This is a genomic window from Serratia sp. ID 25-353 (assembly GCF_054792795.1).
In genome coordinates this window covers 4,205,515-4,220,788 of record NZ_CM139236.1, presented here as the reverse complement: position 1 = coordinate 4,220,788, position 15,274 = coordinate 4,205,515, and the positions used below count along the sequence as shown (strand labels likewise).

15 protein-coding genes are annotated in these 15,274 nt (G+C 61.6%); 14 read left to right on the top strand and 1 reads right to left on the bottom strand.

Going from position 1 to position 15,274, the window contains the following annotated elements; genetic code table 11:
* Window positions 1-675 precede the first annotated feature (675 nt).
* The 3 genes from speA (at window position 676) to ACYF6X_RS20270 (ending at window position 4,388) form a co-directional block, all read left to right on the top strand.
* A complete protein-coding gene (speA, locus tag ACYF6X_RS20280; protein ID WP_130017599.1) occupies window positions 676-2,652 on the top strand; it encodes a biosynthetic arginine decarboxylase in 1,977 nt (658 codons plus the stop codon).
* A 318-nt stretch (window positions 2,653-2,970) separates the two neighbouring features.
* The gene (gene speB / locus ACYF6X_RS20275; RefSeq protein ID WP_130017598.1) at window positions 2,971-3,891 is read left to right on the top strand and encodes an agmatinase; all 921 of its coding nucleotides are present in this window, start codon (window positions 2,971-2,973) and stop codon (window positions 3,889-3,891) included.
* 344 nt (window positions 3,892-4,235) lie between these two features.
* Entirely contained in the window at window positions 4,236-4,388 is a 153-nt protein-coding gene (locus ACYF6X_RS20270; protein WP_033638576.1) for a Hok/Gef family protein, read from the top strand.
* A 110-nt stretch (window positions 4,389-4,498) separates the two neighbouring features.
* Here the strand turns inward: ACYF6X_RS20270 and ACYF6X_RS20265 are convergent, their stop codons facing one another.
* Window positions 4,499-5,740 (bottom strand): MFS transporter, encoded by a 1,242-nt coding sequence (locus ACYF6X_RS20265; protein ID WP_107227013.1) that lies wholly within the window; start codon window positions 5,738-5,740, stop codon window positions 4,499-4,501.
* Between the two features lie 398 nt (window positions 5,741-6,138).
* Here ACYF6X_RS20265 and ACYF6X_RS20260 point away from each other — a divergent pair, with 398 nt between their 5' ends.
* From ACYF6X_RS20260 to ACYF6X_RS20210, 11 genes are all read left to right on the top strand, one after another.
* Window positions 6,139-6,456, top strand: a complete 318-nt coding sequence (locus tag ACYF6X_RS20260) for a non-heme iron oxygenase ferredoxin subunit (protein ID WP_063988738.1) — start codon at window positions 6,139-6,141, stop codon at window positions 6,454-6,456.
* A gap of 2 nt (window positions 6,457-6,458) precedes the next feature.
* Window positions 6,459-6,767 carry a recombinase-like helix-turn-helix domain-containing protein gene (locus ACYF6X_RS20255; RefSeq protein WP_063988739.1) on the top strand — a complete coding sequence of 103 codons (309 nt, stop codon included), beginning with the start codon at window positions 6,459-6,461 and terminating at the stop codon, window positions 6,765-6,767.
* A 20-nt stretch (window positions 6,768-6,787) separates the two neighbouring features.
* Window positions 6,788-7,834, top strand: coding sequence for an aromatic ring-hydroxylating oxygenase subunit alpha (locus ACYF6X_RS20250; protein WP_063988740.1), 1,047 nt, complete (start codon window positions 6,788-6,790; stop codon window positions 7,832-7,834).
* On the top strand, window positions 7,831-8,586 hold the full coding sequence (locus ACYF6X_RS20245) for an SDR family oxidoreductase (RefSeq protein ID WP_063988741.1): 756 nt from the start codon (window positions 7,831-7,833) through the stop codon (window positions 8,584-8,586). Before ACYF6X_RS20250 ends, ACYF6X_RS20245 begins: the two co-directional genes overlap by 4 nt.
* Window positions 8,587-8,623: 37 nt before the next feature.
* Window positions 8,624-9,418 carry an IclR family transcriptional regulator gene (locus ACYF6X_RS20240; RefSeq protein ID WP_063988742.1) on the top strand — a complete coding sequence of 265 codons (795 nt, stop codon included), beginning with the start codon at window positions 8,624-8,626 and terminating at the stop codon, window positions 9,416-9,418.
* 109 nt (window positions 9,419-9,527) lie between these two features.
* Window positions 9,528-10,469, top strand: coding sequence for a VOC family protein (locus tag ACYF6X_RS20235; protein WP_107227012.1), 942 nt, complete (start codon window positions 9,528-9,530; stop codon window positions 10,467-10,469).
* Entirely contained in the window at window positions 10,466-11,677 is a 1,212-nt protein-coding gene (locus ACYF6X_RS20230; protein WP_130017597.1) for an NAD(P)/FAD-dependent oxidoreductase, read from the top strand. The genes ACYF6X_RS20235 and ACYF6X_RS20230 overlap by 4 nt, the downstream gene beginning before the upstream one ends.
* A 23-nt stretch (window positions 11,678-11,700) precedes the next feature.
* Window positions 11,701-12,957, top strand: a complete 1,257-nt coding sequence (locus ACYF6X_RS20225; protein ID WP_063988744.1) for an MFS transporter — start codon at window positions 11,701-11,703, stop codon at window positions 12,955-12,957.
* Window positions 12,958-13,125: 168 nt separating this feature from the next.
* Window positions 13,126-13,650, top strand: a complete 525-nt coding sequence (locus ACYF6X_RS20220; protein WP_004937634.1) for a cupin domain-containing protein — start codon at window positions 13,126-13,128, stop codon at window positions 13,648-13,650.
* Window positions 13,650-14,468, top strand: coding sequence for an alpha/beta fold hydrolase (locus ACYF6X_RS20215; protein WP_107227010.1), 819 nt, complete (start codon window positions 13,650-13,652; stop codon window positions 14,466-14,468). The genes ACYF6X_RS20220 and ACYF6X_RS20215 overlap by 1 nt, the downstream gene beginning before the upstream one ends.
* Window positions 14,465-15,259: an SDR family oxidoreductase gene (locus ACYF6X_RS20210; RefSeq protein WP_130017596.1), complete on the top strand. Its 795-nt coding sequence runs from the start codon at window positions 14,465-14,467 to the stop codon at window positions 15,257-15,259. The genes ACYF6X_RS20215 and ACYF6X_RS20210 overlap by 4 nt, the downstream gene beginning before the upstream one ends.
* Window positions 15,260-15,274 lie beyond the last annotated feature (15 nt).

The window sequence follows — 15,274 nt, the reverse complement described above, 5'->3', positions numbered from 1 at the left end:
GCGCAAACGGGTTGGCGCCATTTTCATCGCTTGAAACAGTTTTCGGCGAATTTTCATTTTGCTTTTTCACCTGCTTACCGGTATAAACTGCGCGCGCGGTTCATTTGCTGCACAGTACGGCGGTCTGGCGTGGGGGAAGGTGCGATAAACTTCCGCTTTGCATTCGCCGGCGTTGCGCTATTATCCGTCGCGGGCGTTCGCCGTGGCGCCGCCGCTTCATCGAACGGTCACGTTCTTACACTATTTTAGAGGCTGGGTCGTTCACTCCGAACGGCGTGCGTGGAGGTGGTTGGATTAATGATCCGTTGTCTACCGGTTGTGGGTTCCCAACAGCAGTGCCGTTCTGGCGCACATTCTTCTGCTATTTCCCGTCTTGTCTCTCTGTCACTTACCAGGTGCGATAAACACTTGGCCGCTACTCAGGATTCTCGGGCCGGCTAACGGTCGTCTGAAGAACTGAACAAGGGTAGCCTGCAGCCTTCCTGTGGGATGTTTCTTGGCCCGATTCACGAGGTTTGAACAGGGTGTCTTACAATTATATGAGTGATAAACCGATCGCTGACCGCGAACGGCAGTTCTCTTCGCTGCCGCCGGCGCGGCTTGTTGGGTTGTTCTCGCGGGTTGTAGCTGCGATAGTGGCTGACGGTTTCGTCAGTGCGGAATGTGAGGCGAACCATGTCTGATGATCTGTTGATTCACCGTCCGCCGGTTGCGGGCGAGTCTTTATCTTTGCGCTCCATGCAGGAGGTTGCCATGAATGATCGTAATGCCAGCAAGATGCTGCGTACTTATAACGTCGCCTACTGGGGCAACAATTACTATGACGTCAACGAGCTGGGCCATATCAGCGTGTGCCCGGATCCGGATGTCCCGCAGGCGCGCGTCGATCTGGCAGAACTGGTGAAAACGCGCCAGAAAGACGGCCAACGTCTGCCGGCGCTGTTCTGCTTCCCGCAGATCCTTCAGCATCGCCTGCGCTCGATCAACGCCGCGTTCAAACGCGCGCGTGAGTCCTTCGGCTACCAGGGCGGCTATTTCCTGGTGTATCCGATCAAGGTGAACCAACATCGCCGCGTGATTGAGTCGCTGGTGAACTCCGGCGAACCGCTGGGGCTGGAAGCCGGCTCCAAGGCCGAGCTGATGGCGGTGCTGGCGCATGCCGGCATGACCCGCTCGGTGATCGTCTGTAATGGCTATAAAGATCGTGAATACATTCGCCTGGCGCTGATCGGGGAAAAACTGGGGCACAAGGTGTACCTGGTGATCGAGAAGATGTCCGAGATCAACCTGGTGCTGGAAGAAGCCGAACGGCTGAACGTCATACCGCGTCTGGGCGTGCGTGCGCGTCTGGCGTCGCAAGGCTCCGGCAAATGGCAGTCGAGCGGCGGCGAAAAATCCAAGTTCGGCCTGGCGGCGGTGCAGGTGCTGAAGCTGGTGGAAACCCTGCGCGAAGCGGGCCGCCTCGACAGCCTGCAGCTGCTGCACTTCCACCTGGGCTCGCAGTTGGCCAACATTCGCGATATCGCCACCGGCGTGCGCGAATCGGCGCGCTTCTACGTTGAACTGCACAAGCTGGGCGTCAACATTCAGTGCTTCGACGTGGGCGGCGGATTGGGCGTCGACTACGAAGGCACCCGCTCGCAGTCCGACTGCTCGGTGAACTATGGCCTGAACGAATATGCCAACAACGTGATTTGGGGCATCGGCGACGCCTGTAACGAACACGGCCTGCCGCACCCGACGGTGATCACCGAGTCCGGCCGTGCCGTGACCGCGCACCACACGGTGCTGGTCTCCAACGTGATCGGCGTCGAGCGCAACGAGTTCAGCGAACCGCTGCCGCCGGAAGCCGACGCGCCGCGCGCGCTGGAAAGCATGTGGGAAACCTGGCTGGAAATGAACGAGCCGGAAAACCGCCGCTCGCTGCGCGAATGGCTGCACGACAGCCAGATGGATTTGCACGACGTGCATACCCAATACGCGCACGGCATGCTGGATCTGACCAAGCGCGCCTGGGCCGAGCAGCTGTATCTGAACATCTGCAACAAGATCCAGCAGCAGCTCGATCCGAGCAACCGTGCGCACCGTCCAATCATCGACGAACTGCAAGAACGCATGGCGGACAAGTTCTACGTCAACTTCTCGCTGTTCCAGTCGATGCCGGATGCCTGGGGTATCGATCAGCTGTTCCCGGTGCTGCCGCTGGAAGGGCTGGATAAACCGCCGGAAGGCCGTGCTGTGTTGCTGGACATTACCTGTGACTCCGATGGCACTATCGACCACTATGTCGACGGCGACGGCGTGGCGACCACTATGCCGATGCCGCCGTACGATCCGGAGAACCCGCCGGCGCTGGGCTTCTTCATGGTCGGTGCGTACCAAGAGATCCTCGGCAACATGCACAACCTGTTCGGCGACACCGCCTCGGTTGACGTGTACGTGTTCCCGGACGGCAGCGTCGAGACCGAGCTGTCCGACGAGGGCGACACCGTGGCGGATATGCTGGAGTACGTGCAGCTCGATCCGAGCGCGCTGCTGGCCAAGTTCCGCGATCAGGTCAAAGAAACCGATCTGGACAGCGAGCTGCAGGCGCAGTTCCTGGAAGAGTTTGAGGCCGGCCTGTACGGTTATACGTATCTGGAAGACGAGTAACCGCCCTCTTCAGGGGGGCAATGTCGGCCCCCTTGAAGCATGAACAAAATGCGGCCATAATCTGCCGTATCGGTAGCACCGAAACAAACATCGAATTACCCGTCATACTTGAAGTAGCCTCTGTGTTGGCTGCGTGCGTTCACCCCAGTTACTTACTTGAGTAAGCTCCTGGGGATTCCCGCCCTGGCCGTCTTGATGCAACTCCAATTATCCAGGGTATCAATCCCTTTCTCGTCGGGCTAACGACGCGGGAGGGATTTTTTTTTGTAACGGCCCGGCGTCTGCGCCCGGCAACTTGTTGAACTACGAGGGTTTACTATGAGCACCTTAGGCCATCAGTCCGATAATTCATTAGTGTCCAACGCCTTTGGTTTCCTGCGCTTTCCGCTGAACTTCATGCCTTACGACAGCGATGCAGAGTGGGTCATCACCGGCATTCCGTTTGACATGGCGACCTCCGGTCGCGCCGGCGGCCGTCATGGCCCGGCGGCCATCCGTCAGGTGTCCACCAACCTGGCCTGGGAAGGCAACCGTTGGCCGTGGAGCTTCGATCTGCGCGATCGCCTGAACGTGGTTGACTGCGGCGACATCGTGTTCAATTTCGGCGATGCGCAGGACATGAGCGACAAGCTGCAGGCGCACGCGGAGAAACTGCTGAAGGCCGGTAAGCGCATGCTCTCGTTCGGCGGCGACCACTTCGTGACTCTGCCGCTGCTGCGCGCGCACGCCAAGCATTTCGGCAAGCTGGCGCTGGTGCACTTCGACGCCCATACCGATACCTACGCCAACGGCAGCAAGTACGACCATGGCACCATGTTCTATCATGCCCCGAACGAAGGCCTGATCGATCCGCACCACTCGGTGCAGATCGGTATTCGCACCGAGTTCGATCATGACAACGGCTTTACCGTGCTGGACGCCGCGCAGGTGAACGATCGCAGCGTGGATGACCTGCTGACCCAGATCAAAGGCATCGTCGGCGATATGCCGGTGTATCTGACCTTCGACATCGACTGCCTGGATCCGGCGTTCGCACCGGGCACCGGCACGCCGGTGATCGGCGGCCTGACCTCCGATCGCGCGCTGAAACTGGTGCGCGGCATGCAGTCGCTGAACATCGTCGGCATGGACGTGGTGGAAGTGGCGCCGGCCTATGACCAGTCCGAGATCACCGCGCTGGCCGCGGCGACCCTGGGCCTGGAGATGCTGTACCTGCAGGCGGCGAAGAAACACGCCTGACACCAGGCCACTCCTCGCTGAAAAAGCGGCTCCCATCGTATGGGGGTCGTTTTTTTTTGCCCCGAACCGCTCATTTGGCGCCTCTCGTCGTCCCTTTCATTCCGTTGCAACGCCTTTGCGCAACCCCGCGCAGAAATGAAACTGAGTCAGAGAAAAGGAACCGGGAGTGCGGGGAGGATGAATATACTGCGCGCGGGTGCTCTGGATCTTTGTATCTGGAGCCTGCGTGAAAGGTACAAAGAGAAAAGCCCCGAGTCGATATCCATCAACCCGAGGCCAACTCTAACGCCAGACAACGTTAAGTTAGCCTCTTACCCGCCGCGAGGCAAGGAGAAGAAGGCATGATGCCGAACAAACGGAGCCTGTTAAAATTGGTGGTTATTTGTGCCACGGTAATATCACTGGCATGGATAACCCGCAGCACGCTGTGTGAGCTGCGGATCCGATCGGGCAACACGGAGGTTGCGGCCATTTTGGCTTACGAATCCGAACGGTAAGGCAACCCGGCGACGGGGGATGTCCCCCGTCTGCTGATTGTTGGCGTCCAGATCCATGAGCACCCTCTCAACGCTGTCGGTTTTCCGCCGCACAGGACAGGGAAACGGGTTTATGCCCGCTTCACCTGCCGCGCCAGCAACATGCGGCCAAACAGTGCGCCGCCCGCCAGCAGCGTCAGCAACTGCGAGGCGATCAGCACCGCAAAGCCTGAAGACACCTTGCCCTGGCTGGCCATCACCATGCCCATCGCCATTGGCACAAACGCCGAGAATAGATTGCCGATGCCGTTGATCAGCCCATAGGCGCTGCCGACCGCCTCCGGCCGCGCATAATGTTGCAGCAGAGTGGGTATCGCTGCGCCCTGCGCGCCCCAACAGGCATTGGCCGCCAGCAGGAAGAAGGCGATCCAGCCAAGCTGATGGCTGTTCATCACGCCATAGATGCACAGCGCGGTCGCTGAACCGCCGCAGACGAAGATGAGCGGCGCCTGATAAGGGCGGATACGATCGAGCAACACGCCGCCGAGGTATTTGGAGGCGATGCTGACGATGAAAGGCAGCGCGGCCATCCAGCCCATCTGCTTGATGGAGAATCCCTTTTCATCGGTCAGATACGCCGGCAGCCAGGCGCTGGAGCCCCACAGATAGCTGAGCGTGGCGATCTCGATCAGCAGGATCCAGCCGAGCATCGGCGTGCGCCAGGCCAGCGCAAAGGTGTGCCAAACGCGGCTCAGCACCGGTTGCGGATCGGCTGGGCGCGAGGATGAAGACAGAGCAAGGGGATGAACGAACAGCCGCACCAGCGCCAACCCCAGCAGCAGGTTGAGCAGCGCCAGCAGGTGAAACGACATCGCCCAGCCGAAGTGCGCCATCAGAAAACTCACCAGCGGAAAGCCGAGCACCAGCCCCAACGAAACGCCCAGCGTGCTGACCGCGTTGGGCTTGCCGCGCTCGTCGGCGGAGAAATGATCGCCGATGTACATGGTCTTCAGCGAGAACAGCGGCCCTTCGCTGACGCCAAGCAGCGCGCGCACCACGCACAGTAGCATCAGCGATCCCGCCAGCGGCGAGGCGGCGGTGAGCAGCGCCCACAGCACCACGCTCAGCGTCAGCGCGCGGCGGTAACCCATCAGCGTTTCCAGAAACGGCGTCAGCAACATGGCGGACAGGCCGTAGCCGAGCAAAAACACCGTCATCAGCGTGCCCTGGTGAGCGCGGTCGCCGCCGAGTTGGAAGTGTTGCAGGAAGTCGGGATTGACCAACATCACGGCGATATTGACCCGATCCGCATAGGCGATAACGATCAGAAACAGCAGGGCGATCACCCCAAACCAGCGTTGACGTTGTTGCACGGTGCATTCCTCAGTGCGAGCGGTTGACGAATTCAGGCAGCAGTAAACTCACCCGAGGATGCCATTTAGCACAAACGCGGGGGATAAGGTCGATTGATGTAAATTTATTGTTATCAAATAGGGTGTGAAAGACAGTTAGAAAACACTTTTACGCGCAATGCATCGTCGGAATCAACGCATTTTTTGCCATAAATTAGTGATAGAGCGCACAACTGACATAGGTTTTTCATATCGGTGCATGATTTCGTGATCCTTCCCGCATTTGTCATTTTTAAACAACTTTTCATTAACATTTGCCGTTCCGCTCGCTTGACGAAAGTTTCGCCATACTTATAGTGACTGTATTAAATAAGAAACTGAGTTTCATATATGAAACAATCAGATAGAGGACAAAAGCAATGAGCTGGAAGAATGTGTGCGAAGTGTCTCAGGTGAAAGAAGATTTTCCTTTTTCCGGCAAAGTGGAAGGAAAAGAGATCGGGGTGTACCTGCTCGACGGTAACTACTACGCGTTGGAAGACGTTTGCCCGCATGCTTATGCCTTGCTCAGCCAGGGGTTTGTAGACGACGGCAAGGTTGAGTGCCCGTTGCATGAAGCGTTGTTTGACGTGCGCACCGGCCAGTGCCTGCGCGAGCCGGGCGGCCGCGATCTGCAAACCTATCCCACCCGGGTGGTCGACAACCAAATCCAGATCACCTTTATCCCGGAGGAGTAATCATGCAGCACATCACCGATTTCAATCCCTGGCTGCCGGACACCCAACAGGTGACGCCGGCCCGTGAAGGCGGCAACGGCCAAATCCACCAGCCGGGCCAATTTCGCAACGTGATCTGGCAAACCCGCGCTCGGGTGCCGGACGGTTTCGAAACCGCCCTGGTGGCGGCGCTGGAAGCCATCTTCGAGCAGGGGGCGGAAGAGCTGGATCAGATCGTCAGCGCGTTGAACGAGCGCCGTCTGTTCGATCGCAGCGGCCAGCCGTGGAATGAGACGACGTTCCGCGAGTTCCTTCACGTTAACGGTTTTTGAGCCGCATCCGGGAGAAGACAATGACAGTAAACACAACATCATCCTCCGCACACAGCTTGCAGGACTATCTTGACCAGGGGTTACGCGGCATGTGGTATCCGGTGCTGGCCAGCTGGGAAGTAGGCAACAACCCGGTCGGTATCACCCGTCTGGAACAGCAAATCGTGGTGTGGCGTGACGGTGAAGGCCAGATCCACGCGCTGGAAGACCGCTGCCCGCACCGCGGCGCGCGGCTTTCCATGGGGTGGAATCTCGGCGATCGCATCGCCTGCTGGTACCACGGGGTGGAGGTTGGCGGCGACGGGACGGTGAAAGACGTGCCGGCGGTGGATCGCTGCCCGCTGGTGGGCCAAAAATGCCTGCGTTCTTACCCGGCCAAAGAAGCCTATGGCGCGGTGTTCCTCTATTTCGGCGTGACGGCGGATGAAGCGCCGGCGGAGCTGACTTTCCCGCAAGAGCTGGCGGACGAAGCCGCTTACAGCAACTTCCTGTGTACCGCCAGCTGGGACTGCAACTACCAGTACGCGTTGGAAAACGTGATGGATCCGATGCACGGCACCTACCTGCACTCTTCCTCGCACTCGATGGCGGAAGGGGATCGCAAGGCGGATATGGGGCTGGAGCCGACCGACAGCGGGTTTATCTTCAAGAAGAACGGCCAGATCGGCGTCAACTTCGACTGGGTGGAGTTCGGCAGCAGCGGCGCCTATTGGATGCGCCTGTCGATCCCGTACAAGAAGCGCTTCGGGCCGGGTGGTCACTTCTGGATCATCGGCATGGTGGTGCCGGAAGACAAGGATCACTGCCGGGTATTCTTCTGGCGCATCCGTAAGGTCAAAGACTGGCAGCGCGACATGTGGCGCTTCATGTACCGCAACCGCCTGGAGTCGCTGCATTGGGACGTGCTTGAGCAGGATCGCATCGTGCTTGAGAACATGGCGCCTAACGCCCGCGGCCACGAATATCTGTATCAGCACGACGTCGGTCTTTCTCGCCTGCGCCGCATGATGCAGAAAGAAGCGCAGAAACAGCTGGCGACGTTGCGCGAGCGCGAGGCGGCGCAGTGAACGGCCTGCTGAACGGTAAACGCATTGTTGTCACCGGCGCGGCGCGCGGCCTGGGCTACAGCTTCGCCGCCGCCATCGCCGCCGCCGGCGCGCAGGTGGTGATGTGCGACATTCTGGCGGATGAGCTGATGGCGGGCGGCGCCGCGCTGCGTGAGCAGGGCGCTCAGGTGGAAACGCAGACGATCGATCTGGCGTCACCGGATTCGATCCGTTCGGCGTTCGAGAAGATCGCCGCAGGTGGCGGGATCGACGGCCTGGTGAACAACGCGGCGCTGGCGACCGGCGTCGGCGGCAAAACCATGATGGAATACGATATCGATCTGTGGGATCGGGTGATGCAGGTCAACGTGCGCGGCACCTGGCTGGTGAGCCAGGCGGCGGTGCCGCTGCTGGCGCGCAACCCGCACGCCAAGATCGTCAATGTGGCGTCGGACACCGCGCTGTGGGGCGCGCCGCGCCTGATGGCCTATGTCGCCAGCAAAGGCGCGCTGATCGCGATGACGAGATCGATGGCGCGCGAGCTGGGCCCGCAGGGCATCTGCGTCAACGCCATTGCACCGGGCCTGACGCGGGTGGAGGCTACCGAGTATGTCCCCGCCGAGCGTCATCAGCTGTACGAGCAGGGGCGCGCGCTGGCCGGGGCGCAGCACCCGGACGATGTGAACGGTACGGTGCTTTATCTGCTGTCGCCGCTGGCGGATTTCGTCACCGGCCAACTGCTGCCGGTCAACGGCGGCTTCGTATTCAATTGACGGCCCGTAGGGCAGGCGCACAGCGCAGGAGCGAAACATGGCGGACGAGCAAGCATGTAAATATCTGATCCCGGGACTGGATCGCGGGTTGCAGTTGCTGCTGGCGTTTGGCGAGCAGCATAAGGAAATGACCTTCGCCGAGTTGCATCGTCTGGTCAACATGCCGAAGGCCACTGCTTACCGCGTGGTGCAGACGCTCGAGCACCTGGGCTTCCTGGAGCGCAATCCGCGCACCAACACCTTTGCGCTTGGCATCAAGGTGCTGCGCCTTGGCTTCGAATACATCGCGTCGCTGGACGTGGCGCAGGCCGGTCAGCCGGTGATCGAGCAGCTGCGAGATCGCAGCCAGTGCAGCAGCCATCTGGCGATCCGCGACGGGCGCGACGTGATCTACATTGCCCGCGTCAGCGCCGCCGGTTCGCAGATCAATCAGGTCAGCGTCGGCACCCGCTTGCCGGTACACCAAACCTCGCTTGGGCGCATGCTGTTGACCAGCGCCACCCGCAGCGAGTTCGAACAACTTTATCCGGACGCGCAGCTGCCGGGCAATGCGCCGGGCACCCCGGCGGATCGCGAAACGCTGTGGCAGATGGTGCAGCAAGACAAAGCGCGCGGCTATGTGATCGGCGAATCGTTCTTCCGCCACGGCATCTCCTCGATCGTCTACCCGATCTTCAACCGCGAGCAGCGGGTCGAGGCGGTCGTCAGCATCATGGTGCCGTCCGATGAGATCCCGAAAGCGGATCGCGAGCGGCTGCGCATGGAAGTGCGCGACGCGGCGGAGAAAATTTCCGGCTTCCTCGGCGCGCCGCCGCAGGCCAACGTCGGCTAACCGACAGGACCGACTCTTTTACTCAGGCAGGGATAAGGCCCGTAGCAAACAGGGGCCGGGGTTCACTCATGCCTGAAAACCGTATGCAGCGAGAACGTGAGGCTGAACAATGAGCGTAATCGGAATCGAAAAACTGGAATTTGGCGTCGAAGATCTGCCAACCTGTGAAAAATTCATGCAAGACTTCGGCCTGCAACCCGCCACGCAACATTGGGGCGAACCGCAGCGCGAATTCACTACCCTGAGCGGGGCGCGGATCGTCCTGCATCCGTTGCAAAGCGCGGCGCTGCCTGCGGCGTTTGAGGGCGGTTCTACCCTGCGCCGCATGACCTGGGGGGTGGCCTCGCCCGCCGATCTGGCACGCCTGCAGCCGCGTTTGGCGTTGATGCCCGGCTTCCGTCAGGTGGGGGAAGAGCTGGAATGCCTCGATCCCAACGGCATGACGCTGCGCTTCGTCGTCAGCCGCCAGCAGGCGGTCGAGGTGCCGGTCACGCCGATCAACCAATGGGGCGACGTGCGCCGCATCGATCAGCCCAGCCCAGTCTATTCGCAGGCGCAGCCGATCAACATCGGCCACGTGGTGTTCTTCGTTGAGGATCTGGCGGCGACCGAGCGTTTCTATCGCGAGCTGTTGGATTTCCAGGTTTCCGATCGCTATATCGATCGCGCCGTCTTCCTGCGTACCCAGGCGCGCGGTGGCCACCATAACCTGTTCCTGCTGAAGCTGCCGAACCGCCCACGGGGCCTGAACCACGTGGCGTTCACCGTGCGCGATATCCACGAAGTGATCGGCGGCGGCATCGCCATGAACAAGGAGAAGTGGAGCACCTTTATCGGCCCCGGCCGCCACCCGATCTCTTCGGCCTATTTCTGGTACGTCAACAGCCCGACCGGCGGTGCGTTCGAGTACTACACCAACGACGATTATCTGACGGAAAACTGGCAGCCGCGCGAGCTGGAGCATTCGCTGGTGTCCTTCACCGAATGGGCAGTAGAGGGCGGCATCGATCACGACACGCGCCGCCAGCATAAAAAGGCGGCGGCGTTATGAACCGGCCGGAACACGCGGGCATCGTCATCGTCGGCGGCGGTCAGGCCGGCGGCTGGGCGGCCAAGACGCTGCGCGACCGCGGTTACAGCGGCCGGCTGACGGTTGTCAGCGACGAACCTTACGATTTTTACGAGCGGCCGCCGCTGTCGAAAGCGGCGCTGCTGGATGCCGCGGCTCCCCTCAGCCGGCTGTTCAGCGAACAGGCGGTGGCGGAGCTGAATATCGACTGGCGTCGCCCGCTGCGCGCCGAGTCCATCGATGCAGAACAGCAAATCGTCACGCTCAGCGACGGGCAACGGCTGCAGTTCGAGCAGTTGCTGATCGCCACCGGCGGGCGGCCGCGTGTGCCGAGCGCCGCCTGGGCGCAGCACCCGCGCGTGATGACGCTGCGTTCCTGGGACGATGCGGCCCGGTTGCGGCAGGGCCTGCAGGGCTGCCGTCGCCTGGCGATCGTCGGCGGCGGTTGGATCGGGCTGGAGATCGCCGCTTCCGCGCGCCGTCTCGGCGCCGAGGTGACGGTGTTTGAACGCCAGCCTGCGCTGTGCATGCGCAGCGTCGGCGCCGACGTCTCACAAGCGTTGCTCGAACTGCATCGCTGGCAGGGCGTCACGGTGCTGTGCGGCTGCGGCGAGATCTCGCTGGAAGATCGCGACGGCGCCGCCTGGATCGGCAGCGAAGTCAGCGATCCGCAGGCCTTCGATCTGGTGGTGGTGGGGATCGGCGTCGAGCTGAATCTCGAACTGGCGCGCAGCGCCGGGCTGGCGATCGAGTCCGGCATCGTGGTCGACGGCCAGGGGCGCACCAGCCATCCGGCGATCTTCGCCGCCGGCGACGTGGCGCGCCACCCGACGCTTGGCCTGTGCCTGCAGTCTTGGGCCTACGCGCAAAATCAGGCCATCAGCACCGCCTGCGCGATGCTCGACGCCTTCGCCGCCCCGTATGACGACGTGGCCTGGCTTTGGTCGGATCAATACGACGCCAATATCCAGATCCTCGGTGTGCCGAGCGGCGGCGTGCACCATGTGGTGCGCCGCACGCCGCAGTCGCAGGTGTTCTTCACGCTGAACGCCGACCGGCAGCTGGTGCAGATGGTGGCGTTCAACGACGCGCGCACCATTAAGCTCGGCAAGCGTTGGCTGGCGAGCGGCCGGGTGCTGGATCCGCAGCAGCTGGCGGATGCGGAGTTTTCTTTGATGGCGTTGAAATAACGCCCGAACCTCGGGAGCGTTTTATGACTACGCAAGACATTGACGCCCGCGCTGGACGGGCGGGGGAAGCCGTTGCCGAAAATCCGCAGCAGCGGGTGCGCTGGTCGGTGCCGATCGCGCTGTTTGCCTGCGTGTTGCTGGCGTTTTTCGACAAGATCAGCATCGCGGCGCTGTTTTCCGATAGTGAGTTTCAGCAGGCGTTAGGGATCGGTTTTGACCCGGCGCGGCTGGGCTTGCTGATGAGCGCGTTTCTGTTCTCCTACGGCATTTCCTCGATGCTGCTCAGCGGCATCGGCGATCGGCTTAATCCGGTCAAGGTACTGATTGGCATGATGGTGGTGTGGGGCGTGCTGATGGTGTTGATGGGGATGGTGCGTTCCTATCACGCCATGATGACGCTGCGCATTCTGCTCGGCATCGCCGAAGGGCCGCTGCTACCGATGGCCTACGCCATTATTCGTCAGGCCTTCCCGCCGCAGCTGCAGGCGCGCGCCACCATGCTGTGGCTGCTCGGCACGCCGCTGGGCGCCGCGCTTGGCTTCCCGGTCACCCTGTACATTCTCAATACCTTCGACTGGCAGGCCACCTTCTTCTTTATGGCGTTTCTGACGTTGCCGGTGATGTTGCTGGTGCTGTTCGGCATGCGCCACCTGAACGTCGCGCGTCCGGCGGCGGCGACCAAGCCGGCGGTGTCCGAACGCAAACAGCATCGCCGAGAGCTATTGCGCAGCCCGCACTTTTGGATGATCTGCCTGTTCAACATCGCCTTCCTGACCTACCTGTGGGGCATGAACGGCTGGTTGCCGAGCTACCTGATCAAGGGGAAAGGCATTCATCTGGAGCATGCCGGTTACCTCTCTTCGCTGCCGTTCATCGCTATGCTGCTCGGCGAAGTGCTGGGCGCCTGGCTGTCGGACAAGCTGGATCGGCGCGCGCTGGCCTGCTTCCTGTCGCTATGCGGTGCCGGCCTCGGTCTGGCGGTGGTGCTGCACCTGCAGGGCACCTACAGCGTGATCGCTGCCATGGCCTTCAGCACCTTTATGTGGGGCGCCGGTGCGCCGAATATTTTCGCGCTGTTGGCGAAGGCGACCAGCAGCAAGGTCAGCGCTACCGCCGGCGGTATCTTCAACGGGTTGGGCAATTTTGCCGGCGCGCTGGCGCCGGTGCTGATGGGGGCGTTGATCGCCGCCACCGGCAATATGGATAACGGCCTGCTGTTCCTGGTGGTGATGGCTTTCGTCGGCTGCCTCATTCTGCTGCCGTTACTGAGAAAGTACTGAATTAACAATTGCTAAGCCCAATGGATTTCATGCTGTGGCTAGGCGGCAAGTTCGGGAGTCTCCAGGAGCTTACTGCGGTAAGTGACTGGTGCGAACGAATGCAGCCAACAACGCCACAGCGTGAAAGACGAAGGGGATAACCATTTGATTCAACAGAGGAGTGACAACATGTCTCAGGTTGAGAACAAAGCCGGCGTCAAGCCGCAGGATCTGTCGATGGAAAATTGGGTAGAGTCGCGCATCGCGCGTTTCGAAGGCCGTAAATACGACTGGAACGCGCTGAAATTTCAGGCCGATTTCGACCCGAAATACCGCCGCGCGCAGATGCGCTACATCGGTACCGGCGCCACCGGCGTGGCCAGCGACGCCAACACCATTCCGGCGGGCAACTTCACCTTCTCCACCATGGTGCTGCCGTCGAAGTGCGAGGGCCCGTTGCACCTGCACGACGACGTGGAAGAAGTGTTCTTCATGCTGAAAGGCAGCATCACGCTGATGATCCAGGATGGCGAAGAGTATTACGAAACCAGGCTGAAAGAGCGCGATCTGATCTCGGTGCCGGCGGGGGTGTATCGCGGCCTGTTCAACCACGGCGAGGAAGAGGCGCTGATGTGCGTGATGCTCGGCACCGCCAAGCCGGAGATCCCGACTTACCCGGCGGATCACCCGCTGTCCAAAGTGAAGCGCAACTGATGAACGGCCTGGCGCAACGCCAGCGCGCGCGCTGCGGGGCGTACACCCTGAGCTGGCGCGAGGCCGGGCAGGGGCGGCCGGTGGTGTTGCTGCACGGCATCAGCTCCGGATCGGCCTCGTGGATCAAGCAGCTCAACGATAGCGGCCTGACGGACGGCCACCGTCTGTTGGCGTGGGACGCGCCGGGCTACGGCGGTAGCCTGCCGTTGGCGGATCCTCAGGCCGATGCCGCCGGTTATGCGGCGGCGTTGGCGGCGCTGATTGAAGAGCTGCAGCTGGCGCAGCCGCTGATCGTCGGCCATTCGCTGGGGGCGCTGATCGGCAGCGCCTATGCCGCCGGCTATCCGGACGGGTTATGTGGATTGGTGTTGGCGGATCCGGCGCAGGGCTATGCCACGGCGCCGGAGGAAAAACGTCGGCAGGTCTATGGCCAGCGCCAACAGATGATAGAGACGCTGGGGCCGATGGGCTACGGCGAGCAGCGGGCGGCGGCCTTGCTGCGTGAAGGGGCGGATCCGCAGGATATCGCCTGGGTGCGCAACGGCATGCAGCAGCTCGATCCCGACGGTTTTCTGAGCGCCGCCTGGATGCTGGCCAACGACGATATCGGCCGCTATCTGGCGCGCTATCGCGGCCCGCTGGAAGTGTGGTGCGGTGAACAGGATCGCATTACGCCGCCGGAGAAGGCGGCCGAGCTGGCGCGTGAGCAGGACGCGACGCTGCGTTTGATCGCCGCCGCCGGCCATGCCAGCTACCTCGACGCGCCGGCGTGTTTCAACCGCTATCTGCGGGACTTTACGGGAGCAATCCAACGATGAATTTTCAGCTTGAGAATCGGGTGGCGGTGGTGACCGGCGGCTCGTCGGGCATCGGTTTCGAAACCCTGAAGCTGTTGCTGGCCGAAGGGGCGAAGGTGGCGTTCTGCGGCCGCGATCCGGACAAACTCGCCGGCGCAGCAGCCAGCCTGCGCGCGGAGTTTCCGCAGGCGGAGATCCTGGCGCTGCGCTGCGACGTACTGGACGCGCAGCAGGTGGCGCAGTTCGCTGACCAGGTGACGGCGCATTTCGGCGGCGTGGATCTGCTGATTAACAACGCCGGTCAGGGCTTCGTCGCCCATTTTGACCAAACGCCGCGCGAAGCCTGGCTGCATGAGGCCGAGCTGAAGCTGTTCGGCGTGATCAACCCGGTGCAGGCGTTTTTACCGGCGCTGGAACGATCGGCGATCGCGTCGATCACCTGCGTGAACTCGCTGCTGGCGCTGCAGCCGGAAGAACACATGATCGCCACCTCGGCGGCGCGCGCCGCGCTGCTCAACATGACGCTGACGCTGTCGAAAGAGCTGGTGGGCAAAGGCATTCGCGTTAACTCGATCTTGCTGGGGATGGTGGAGTCGGGCCAATGGCGCCGCCGTTTCGACGAGCGCAGCGATAAAGATCAAAGCTGGGAGCAGTGGACGGCGGCGATCGCCGAACGGCGCGGCATCCCAATGAAGCGCCTCGGCAAGCCGCAGGAGCCGGCGCAGGCGCTGCTGTTCCTCGCTTCGCCGCTGGCTTCCTTTACCACCGGCGCGGCGCTGGACGTATCCGGCGGTTTTAACCGCCATGTGTAGCAGGGGCCGATAAAG

Bases quoted from the DNA above. Each gene is read 5' to 3' on its own strand.
- ACYF6X_RS20215 (WP_107227010.1), top strand. From the start codon at position 13,650: ATGAACGGCCTGGCGCAACGCCAGCGCGCGCGCTGCGGGGCGTACACC.
- ACYF6X_RS20210 (WP_130017596.1), top strand. From the start codon at position 14,465: ATGAATTTTCAGCTTGAGAATCGGGTGGCGGTGGTGACCGGCGGCTCG.
- ACYF6X_RS20255 (WP_063988739.1), top strand. From the start codon at position 6,459: ATGCAGCACATCACCGATTTCAATCCCTGGCTGCCGGACACCCAACAG.
- speA (WP_130017599.1), top strand. From the start codon at position 676: ATGTCTGATGATCTGTTGATTCACCGTCCGCCGGTTGCGGGCGAGTCT.
- ACYF6X_RS20270 (WP_033638576.1), top strand. From the start codon at position 4,236: ATGCCGAACAAACGGAGCCTGTTAAAATTGGTGGTTATTTGTGCCACG.
- ACYF6X_RS20240 (WP_063988742.1), top strand. From the start codon at position 8,624: ATGGCGGACGAGCAAGCATGTAAATATCTGATCCCGGGACTGGATCGC.
- ACYF6X_RS20230 (WP_130017597.1), top strand. From the start codon at position 10,466: ATGAACCGGCCGGAACACGCGGGCATCGTCATCGTCGGCGGCGGTCAG.
- ACYF6X_RS20225 (WP_063988744.1), top strand. From the start codon at position 11,701: ATGACTACGCAAGACATTGACGCCCGCGCTGGACGGGCGGGGGAAGCC.
- ACYF6X_RS20250 (WP_063988740.1), top strand. From the start codon at position 6,788: ATGACAGTAAACACAACATCATCCTCCGCACACAGCTTGCAGGACTAT.
- ACYF6X_RS20220 (WP_004937634.1), top strand. From the start codon at position 13,126: ATGTCTCAGGTTGAGAACAAAGCCGGCGTCAAGCCGCAGGATCTGTCG.
- ACYF6X_RS20260 (WP_063988738.1), top strand. From the start codon at position 6,139: ATGAGCTGGAAGAATGTGTGCGAAGTGTCTCAGGTGAAAGAAGATTTT.
- speB (WP_130017598.1), top strand. From the start codon at position 2,971: ATGAGCACCTTAGGCCATCAGTCCGATAATTCATTAGTGTCCAACGCC.
- ACYF6X_RS20235 (WP_107227012.1), top strand. From the start codon at position 9,528: ATGAGCGTAATCGGAATCGAAAAACTGGAATTTGGCGTCGAAGATCTG.